Below are 8,030 nucleotides of genomic sequence, written 5' to 3' on the forward strand. Positions count from 1 at the left end.
CGTCGCGGGGCCGTGGCGCGACCGGTCCGGTCGCGCCACGGCCCTCACCGACGGTGCTCGCTCAGAGCGAGGAGCCGACCAGCACGGCGAGGTCGACGCACCGGTTGGAGTAGCCCCACTCGTTGTCGTACCAGCCGACGACCTTCACCTGGTTGCCGATGACCTTGGTCAGGCCGGCGTCGAAGATGCAGGAGGCCGGGTCGGTCTCGATGTCCTTGCTGACGATCTCGTCCTCGGTGTAGGTGAGGAAGCCCTTCATCGCACCCTCGGCGGCCGCCTTGATGATGGCGTTGACCTCCTCGACCGAGGTCTCGCGGGAGGCCTCGAAGGTGAGGTCGGTGGCCGAGCCGGTGGGCACCGGGACACGGAGGGCGTAGCCGTCCAGCTTGCCCTTGAGCTCGGGCAGCACCAGGGCCACGGCCTTGGCCGCACCGGTGGTGGTCGGGACGATGTTGAGGGCCGCGGCGCGGGAGCGGCGCAGGTCCTTGTGCGGGCCGTCCTGCAGGTTCTGGTCCTGGGTGTAGGCGTGGATCGTGGTCATCAGACCCTTCTCGATGCCCAGCCCGTCGTTGAGCGCCTTGGCCATCGGGGCCAGGCAGTTCGTGGTGCAGGAGGCGTTGGAGATGATGTGGTGGCTGGCCGGGTCGTAGGAGGAGTCGTTGACCCCCATCACCACGGTGAGGTCCTCGTTCTTGGCCGGCGCGGAGATGATGACCTTCTTCGCACCGCCGTCGATGTGGGCCTTCGCCTTGGTCGCGTCGGTGAAGATGCCGGTGGACTCGATGACGACATCGGCGCCCAGCTCACCCCACGGGATGTTGGCGGGGTCGCGCTCCTCGAAGATGCGGATCTTCTTGCCGTCGACGGTGATCGACTCGGCGTCGGCGCTGACCTGGCCGGGGAAGCGGCCCAGGATCGAGTCGTACTTGAGCAGGTGGGCGATGGTCTCGTTGGGCATCAGGTCGTTGGCGCCCACCACCTCGATGTCGGCGCCGGAGGCGACGATGGCGCGGAAGACGTTGCGACCGATGCGGCCGAAGCCGTTGATACCAACCTTGACGGTCATGTGCGTTCGATCTCCTTCGAACTAGGGGCTCGGTGGCGGGAGCCGCGACGCTGCGCGCGGCGCCCCACACCCTCACCCTAACGGCCGGTCCGGACGCGGTCGCCATCGCCCGCCCACTGGTACATACCAGTTGCCCGGTGGTCCTGACCAGCGGTCAACTGGGCGGGTGGCGGCGGCTCCTCACGCGTTCGGCGACCACCCGTCCCGAGGGGACGCACCCCGTCCGTCCGACGCGTGCTTCGATGAGCAGGTGGACTACGTCGGTCGCACGCCCGCTCCACCGCTGGACCGGTTGGTCGACGACGTCTACGTGCTCACCGGGACGCCGCGGCACCGGCGGCTCAACGTGCCACCCATGCCGTCGGCCCACCTGTTCGTCAACCTCGGTGGACCGGCCCGGTTGTGGGACCCGGCCTCGCCGCGGCCGCCGGACGTGGTGACCGACGGCTGGTTCATGGGCCTGTGGACCCGCCGCTTCGAGATCGAGCACCACGACCCGGTGCGCCTCGTCGGGGTGCACTTCAAGCCGTGGGGGCTGGCACCGTTCACCGGCGTGGCGCCCAGCGAGCTGCGCGACCGGTGGGTGCCGGCCGACGCGGTCTGGGGCCCGGCCGTGGGACGGATGCGGGACCGGTTGGCCGACGCGCCGTCCACCTCGCAGGTGCTGGACCGGCTGGAGGAGGAGCTGCGGCGCCGACTCGACCCGGAGCCGCCGCGCGGACTCGCCCTCGTCCACCACACCACCCGCCGGCTGGCGGGCTCCGGCGGCACCGTCCCGGTCGGTCGACTGGTCGCGGACGCCGGGGTCAGCGCCGACCACCTGGTCAACCAGTTCCGGCGGCACGTCGGTGTCACCCCGAAGCGCGTCGCGCGGATCTACCGGTTCGCGGCGCTCATCCTCTCCGTCGACGCCCGAGGACCCGTCGACTGGCCCGGCCTGGCCCACACCGCCGGCTTCTTCGACCAGGCCCACCTCGGCCGGGAGTTCAAGGAGTTCACCGGTCACACGCCGACCGCCTACCTGCGGCTGCGGCAACGGTTCCCCGCCGTGCCGGACTTCCCGCCGGACAGCGGTCCGATGCCCGCCGACGAGATTTCTCCAAGCGTCACGGCCACCGACGGCGACAGCATCGGTGGGACGAGCACGCCGGACGAGGAGGACCCATGGCCCAGGTGATCATGCACAACGTCGTGTCGGTCGACGGTTTCATCGCCGACGACGCCGACGACGTCGGACCGCTGCACGAGTGGTACTTCGCGGGCGACACCCCGATCGTCGACACCGATCCCGGCTACGACCACTCCGGGACCGGCAGCCGGTTCATGGCGTCGCGCGCCTCCGCGGAGTACGTCCGCCCCCTGTGGGCGGGCATCGGTGCCACCATCACCGGCCGCCACCTGTTCGACCTGGTGGACGGCTGGGAGGGCCAGCCGCCCGCGGGCGACCACGTCGTCGTGGTGTCGCACCGACCCAAGCCCGAGGGCTGGCACCCGGAGGCCTCCTACCACTTCGTCGACGACATCCACACCGCCGTCGCGATGGCCAGGGAGCTGGCCGGCGACCGGACGGTGGCCGTCAACGCCGGCGACGTCGGCGGCCAGGTCCTGGCAGCCGGTCTGGTCGACGAGGTGGCGATGGACGTGGTGCCGGTCGTCTTCGGGTCGGGCAAGCGCTACTTCGGCGACCTGCGCGGCCAGCTGCTGCTGGAGGACCCGCACGTGGTGGTGCAGGGTGAGCGGGTGCTGCACCTGCGCTACCGCGTCCGCCGGTGACACCAGCCGTCGCGGGTCAGCGTGTCGGGCGGCCGTCGGCGGTACCGGACCGAGGGCGTCGCCGGGGAGTGAACCCGCTCCCCCGCGGCCCGGGAGCTACTCGGCGTCCTCGAGCAGCTCGGGGTTGACGCTGGCCTCGGTGTCGGGGATGCCCAGCTCGGCCGCCCGCTTGTCGGCGGTGGCCAGCAGCCGGCGGATCCGTCCGGCGACGGCGTCCTTGGTCAGCGGCGGGTCGTGCAGCTGGCCGAGCTCCTCCAGGCTGACCTGCTTGTGCTCCAGGCGCAGCAGGCCGGCCTGGCGCAGGTGGTCGGGGACCTCGTCGCCGAGGATCTCCAGCGCCCGCTGCACCCGCGCCCCGGCGGCCACCGCGGCCCGGGCGGAGCGGCGCAGGTTGGCGTCGTCGAAGTTGGCCAGGCGGTTCGCCGAGGCGCGCACCTCCCGGCGCATCCGGCGCTCCTCCCAGGCCAGCAGGGTGTCGTGGGCGCCCAGCCGGGTGAGCATGGCCGCGATCGCGTCGCCGTCGCGGACCACCACCCGGTCGACCCCGCGCACCTCGCGCGCCTTGGCCGGGATGTCGAGCCGGCGGGCGGCGCCGACCAGGGCCAGCGCGACCTCCGGCCCGGGGCAGGTGATCTCCAGCGACATCGAGCGGCCGGGCTCGGTCAGCGAGCCGTGGGCCAGGAACGCCCCGCGCCAGGCGGCCACGCAGTCGCACAGCCCGCCGCCGACCACCTGGGGCGGCAGCCCGCGCACCGGACGTCCGTGGTTGTCGACCAGACCGGTCTGGCGGGCCAGCGCCTGGCCGTCCTTGGCCACCCGGACGATGTAGCGGGTGCCGCGGCGCAGCCCCGACCCGCTGACCACCGCCATCTCGCTCTGGTGGCCGAAGACGTCGAGGATCGCGGTGCGCAGCCGCCGGGCCGCGGCACCGGTGTCGACCTCGGCCTCGATGACGATCCGGCCCGCCGCCAGGTGCAGCCCGCCGGACAGCCGGAGCATGGTGGCGACCTCGGCGCGGCGGCAGCACGGCTTGGAGACAGCGATCGTCGCCAGTTCCGCCTTCACCTGCTGAGTCATCGCCATTCGCGCATCCTGCCACACCGGACCACCCGCTCCACCGGTCGAAGAGAGCCCTCCGCCCGGCCCCGACGACGGCCGTTCACAGGCTCATCACCTCGGCGTAGGCCGAGGCCAGCCGGAGCGCGTCGTGGCGCGGGCTGCCGTCGCGGGCGGCGATGTCGGCCAGCACCAGCCGGGCCCCCAGCGAGGCCACGTAGGACTCCAGGTGCTGGTCGCCCTCGGAGGCCCGGACGTCGGCCAGCACCACGTCCAGCCGCAGCTCGGGGGCGTGCTCGGCCAGCATCTCGACGTGCCGGGACGGGCTGAGCCCGCGGGTCTCCCCCTCAGGGCTGAGGTTGAGGGTGAGCAGCCGGCGGCAGGACGCCCCGGTCAGCGCCGCGGCCAGCTCCGGCACCAGCAGGTGCGGGATCACGGAGGTGAACCACGAGCCCGGTCCGAGCACGGCCCAGTCGGCGGCCTCGATCGCCGTCAGGCACTCCGGCCGGGTGGGCGGGTCGTGCGGGATCAGCCGGACCGCGCAGACCTCGCCGCTGGTCGAGGCCACCGTGGCCTGTCCGCGCAGCACGGTCGTCTCGTCCGGGGCATCGGCGTCGACACCGAGCACGTCGGCCTCGATCTGCAGCGGGACCGCGGCCATCGGCAGCACCCGCCCGCGCGCCCCGAGCAGCTGCCCGACCATGTCGAGCCCGGCCACCGGGTCTCCCAGCTGCTGCCAGAGCCCGGCGATCAGCAGGTTGCCGATGGCGTGCCCGGCGAGCGGGCCGTCCCCGCCGAACCGAGACTGCAGCACGTCGGCCCAGGCCCGTCCGGTGGGGTCGTCGTCGCACAGCGCGGCCAGCGCCATCCGCAGGTCGCCCGGCGGGATGATCCCGAACTCCTGGCGCAACCGCCCCGAGGAGCCGCCGTCGTCGGCCACCGTGACGATCGCGGTGAGGTCGTTGGTGAGGTGGCGCAGCGCGCGCAGGTTGACCGACATGCCGTGCCCGCCGCCGAAGACCACCACGGCCTTCCCGGGGGCGCCACGGAGCGCGCTCACTCCAGCCCCAGGTCGCGGTGCATCACCTCGACCAGCAGGTCGGCCGTGCGGAGCCGACGACCCAGCTCGGTGGCGACCGCGGTGCTGCGGTGCTTGCCGCCGGTGCACCCGACCCCGATGGTCAGGTGGTGCTTGCCCTCGCGCAGGTAGCCCGGCTCCATCAGCAGCACCAGCCCGTGCACCTGGTCGATGAACTCCTCGATCCCCTCCTGGGCCAGCACGTAGTCGCGGACCGGCTGGTCCAGCCCGGTCTGCGGGCGCAGCTCGGGCACCCAGTGCGGGTTGGGCAGGAAGCGGACGTCGACCACCAGGTCGGCGTCGGTCGGCAGGCCGTTCTTGAACCCGAACGAGAGCACCAGCACCCGCAGCTCGTCGGCGCGCTCGGCGGCGAAGACGTGGGCCACCCGGGACGCCGTCTGGTGCGGGTTGGCCCGCGAGGTGTCGATCACCACGTCGGCGGTGGCGCGCAGGTCGGCCAGCAGCCGCCGTTCGGTGGCGATGCCGTCGACGAGCCGCCCGGCGCCCTGCAGCGGGTGCGGGCGCCGCGCCGAGGACTGGCGGCGCACGATCACCTCGTCGGCGGCGTCCAGGAAGAGCACCTCCGGGCGCAGCCCGCGCTCGCGGACGGCGGCGAACATGCCCGGCAGCTGCTCGAACATGGTGGCCCAGCGGACGTCCAGCACCACCGCGAGCCGGCGCACCCCGGCGTCCTCGACCTGCCGGCACAGCTCGTCGACCATGTTGGGCGGCAGGTTGTCGACCACGTACCAGCCGAGGTCCTCCAGCGCGTGGGCCGCGGTGCTGCGTCCCGCCCCGCTCATCCCGGTGACCACCAGCAGCCGCAGCCGCGTCTCGGGGGTCGTGTTCTCGGGGTGGAGGGCCTCCGCCGGGATCGTCACGGGGCCAGTGTGCCACCGGGGGCCGGTGCCGATCTCACAACGCGACCGGCACCGCTGTGCGGCGATGGTCACGCCAGTTTCACCTGCGCCGTCGGGAGCCGAAACACGGGTCGGCCAGCGTGGGCGTCGTCCGGGAGCGCCGTCGCCCCCGCCGTCCGAGCCCCGAGGAGCGCACCGTGTCCGCACCGTCACGCGAGAACGCCCGCACCGCCACCACCGCCGGCGCCGTCCCGACCCGCCGCGGTCGCTGGCTGACCGACTGGGACCCCGAGGACCCGGTGTTCTGGAAGCAGCGCGGCCGCGCCGTCGCCCGGCGCAACCTCGTCGTCTCCATCTTCTGCGAGTTCCTCGGCTTCTGCGTGTGGGCGCTGTGGAGCGTCGTGGTGCCCTCGCTCAACAGCGTCGGCTTCGCCCTCACCGTCGACCAGCAGTTCTGGCTGATCGCGCTGCCCAGCCTGGTCGGCGCCACGCTGCGGATCCCCTACACCTTCGCGGTGCCGGTGCTGGGCGGACGCACCTGGACGGTGGTCTCGGCGCTGCTGCTGCTCGTCCCCGCGCTCGCCCTGGCCTGGGTGGTGCAGCGCCCGGAGACGCCGTTCGGGGTGCTGCTGGCGGTGGCCGCGCTGGCCGGTCTGGGCGGGGGCAACTTCGCCTCCTCGATGACCAACATCAGCTTCTTCTTCCCCGAGCACGAGAAGGGCCGGGCGCTGGGGCTGAACGCCGCCGGCGGCAACCTCGGCACCGGCATCGTCCAGCTGGCGGTGCCGGCGGTGGTCGTCACCGGCGCCGGTCTGCAGCTGGAGCGGGCCGGGCTGGTCTTCGTCCCGCTGGTGCTGGTGGCCGCGCTGCTGGCCTGGCGCCTGATGGACAACGTCAGCACCGCCAAGGCCGACGTCAAGGACTTCGCCCTGGCCGCCACCCGCAAGCACACCTGGATCATCTCCTTCCTCTACATCGGCACCTTCGGCTCCTTCATCGGCTACTCCGGCGCCTTCCCCACCCTGCTGAAGACCCAGTTCGTCGGGGCCAGCCCGTCGCTGGCCTTCCTCGGTGCGCTGATCGGCGCGCTCAGCCGCCCGCTCGGCGGGATGCTGGCCGACCGGTTCGGCGGCGCCCGGATCACCATCGGGTCGTTCGCGGTGCTCGCGCTGGGTGCGGTCGGGGCCATCACGGCCCTGCAGCAGAGCTCGTTCACCCTCTTCTTCGCCTCGTTCCTCGTGCTCTTCGTCGGCACCGGGCTGGGCAACGGGTCGACCTACCGGATGATCCCGGCCGTCTTCCGGGCCGAGATGGCGCTGCCGGTGGCCCGCAAGGCCGCGGCCGGGTGCCTCGGCATCGCCGGTGCGGTCGGCGCCTTCGGCGGTTTCCTCATCCCCCGAGCGTTCGCGATGTCGACCACGGCCACCGGCTCGATCGTCACCGCGCTGGTCTGCTTCCTCCTCGCCTACCTGGGGATGGCCGTGCTGACCTGGGCGGTCTACCAGCGTCGGGGAGCCCGCCTGTCCGGGGTCTCGATCTGATGGGGCCGGACCCCGGGCTGCCGAGCGTCCCGGTCGCCACCCACTGCCCCTACTGCGCTCTGCAGTGCGCGCAGACCCTCACCCGCACCGACGCACGGGTCGAGGTGGCGCCCCGCGCCTTCCCCACCAACCGGGGCGGGATGTGCCAGAAGGGGTGGACCTCACCGGCCCTGCTGGACGTCCCCGACCGGATCACCAGCCCGTTGCTGCGCCGCGGCGACGAGCTGGTCGAGGTGGGGTGGGACGAGGCGCTCGACGTCGTCGCCGACCGGCTCCGCGCCATCCGGGCCGAGTCCGGCCCCGACGCGGTGGCGGTCTTCGGCGGCGGCGGGCTGACCAACGAGAAGGCCTACCAGCTGGGAAAGTTCGCCCGGGTCGCGCTGGGCACGGCCAACATCGACTACAACGGCCGGTTCTGCATGTCGAGCGCCGCGGCAGCGGCGAACCGCTCCCTCGGCCTGGACCGCGGGCTGCCGTTCCCGCTGGAGGACCTGCGCGGCGCCCAGGCGGTGCTGCTGCTGGGCAGCAACCTGGCCGAGACGATGCCGCCCAGCCTCGGCCACCTCGCCGACGTCCGCGCCGGCGGCGGGCTGGTCGTGGTCGACCCGCGGCGCAGCCCCACCGCCGCGCTGGCCGCCGACGGCGGCGGGCTGCAC

Annotated in this window: 8 protein-coding genes; 4 read left to right on the forward strand and 4 right to left on the reverse strand. The window is 73.2% G+C overall.

The genetic code is table 11. The features are described 5' to 3' along the window. Window positions 1–61: 61 nt before the first annotated feature. Window positions 62–1,066 carry a type I glyceraldehyde-3-phosphate dehydrogenase gene (gap, locus tag DVA66_RS13905; RefSeq protein WP_114560628.1) on the reverse strand — a complete coding sequence of 335 codons (1,005 nt, stop codon included), beginning with the start codon at window positions 1,064–1,066 and terminating at the stop codon, window positions 62–64. A 250-nt stretch (window positions 1,067–1,316) separates the two neighbouring features. On the opposite strand from gap, the gene DVA66_RS13910 reads away from it, so the two are divergent. Both DVA66_RS13910 and DVA66_RS13915 read left to right on the forward strand, forming a co-directional pair. Next, entirely contained in the window at window positions 1,317–2,243 is a 927-nt protein-coding gene (locus DVA66_RS13910; protein ID WP_114560629.1) for a helix-turn-helix domain-containing protein, read from the forward strand. Continuing rightward, the gene (locus DVA66_RS13915; RefSeq protein ID WP_114560630.1) at window positions 2,231–2,839 is read left to right on the forward strand and encodes a dihydrofolate reductase family protein; all 609 of its coding nucleotides are present in this window, start codon (window positions 2,231–2,233) and stop codon (window positions 2,837–2,839) included. Before DVA66_RS13910 ends, DVA66_RS13915 begins: the two co-directional genes overlap by 13 nt. Before the next feature lie 96 nt (window positions 2,840–2,935). On the opposite strand, the gene whiA is transcribed toward DVA66_RS13915, so the two are convergent. From whiA to rapZ, 3 genes are all read right to left on the reverse strand, one after another. Beyond that, on the reverse strand, window positions 2,936–3,922 hold the full coding sequence (gene whiA, locus DVA66_RS13920) for a DNA-binding protein WhiA (RefSeq protein WP_114560631.1): 987 nt from the start codon (window positions 3,920–3,922) through the stop codon (window positions 2,936–2,938). 76 nt (window positions 3,923–3,998) lie between these two features. Beyond that, window positions 3,999–4,955 carry a gluconeogenesis factor YvcK family protein gene (locus DVA66_RS13925; protein ID WP_269801625.1) on the reverse strand — a complete coding sequence of 319 codons (957 nt, stop codon included), beginning with the start codon at window positions 4,953–4,955 and terminating at the stop codon, window positions 3,999–4,001. Then, window positions 4,952–5,848, reverse strand: coding sequence for an RNase adapter RapZ (gene rapZ / locus DVA66_RS13930; protein ID WP_269801626.1), 897 nt, complete (start codon window positions 5,846–5,848; stop codon window positions 4,952–4,954). Before rapZ ends, DVA66_RS13925 begins: the two co-directional genes overlap by 4 nt. 182 nt (window positions 5,849–6,030) lie before the next feature. Here rapZ and DVA66_RS13935 point away from each other — a divergent pair, with 182 nt between their 5' ends. Together DVA66_RS13935 and DVA66_RS13940 are read left to right on the forward strand one after the other, a co-directional pair. After that, window positions 6,031–7,374 carry an MFS transporter gene (locus DVA66_RS13935; RefSeq protein WP_114560633.1) on the forward strand — a complete coding sequence of 448 codons (1,344 nt, stop codon included), beginning with the start codon at window positions 6,031–6,033 and terminating at the stop codon, window positions 7,372–7,374. Further along, window positions 7,374–8,030: molybdopterin oxidoreductase family protein (locus DVA66_RS13940; RefSeq protein ID WP_157974008.1), on the forward strand; the 657-nt coding region annotated here is incomplete at its 3' end. The genes DVA66_RS13935 and DVA66_RS13940, both read left to right, overlap by 1 nt.

Origin of the sequence: Desertihabitans aurantiacus, assembly GCF_003344635.1 — a bacterium.
GTDB classification, from domain to species: Bacteria; Actinomycetota; Actinomycetes; order Propionibacteriales; family Propionibacteriaceae; genus Desertihabitans; species Desertihabitans aurantiacus.

What these genes read in the sequence shown, in the direction of transcription:
- gap (WP_114560628.1), bottom strand. Translation starts at nt 1,066, where the DNA reads ATGACCGTCAAGGTTGGTATCAACGGCTTCGGCCGCATCGGTCGCAAC.
- DVA66_RS13915 (WP_114560630.1), top strand. Translation starts at nt 2,231, where the DNA reads ATGGCCCAGGTGATCATGCACAACGTCGTGTCGGTCGACGGTTTCATC.
- whiA (WP_114560631.1), bottom strand. Translation starts at nt 3,922, where the DNA reads ATGGCGATGACTCAGCAGGTGAAGGCGGAACTGGCGACGATCGCTGTC.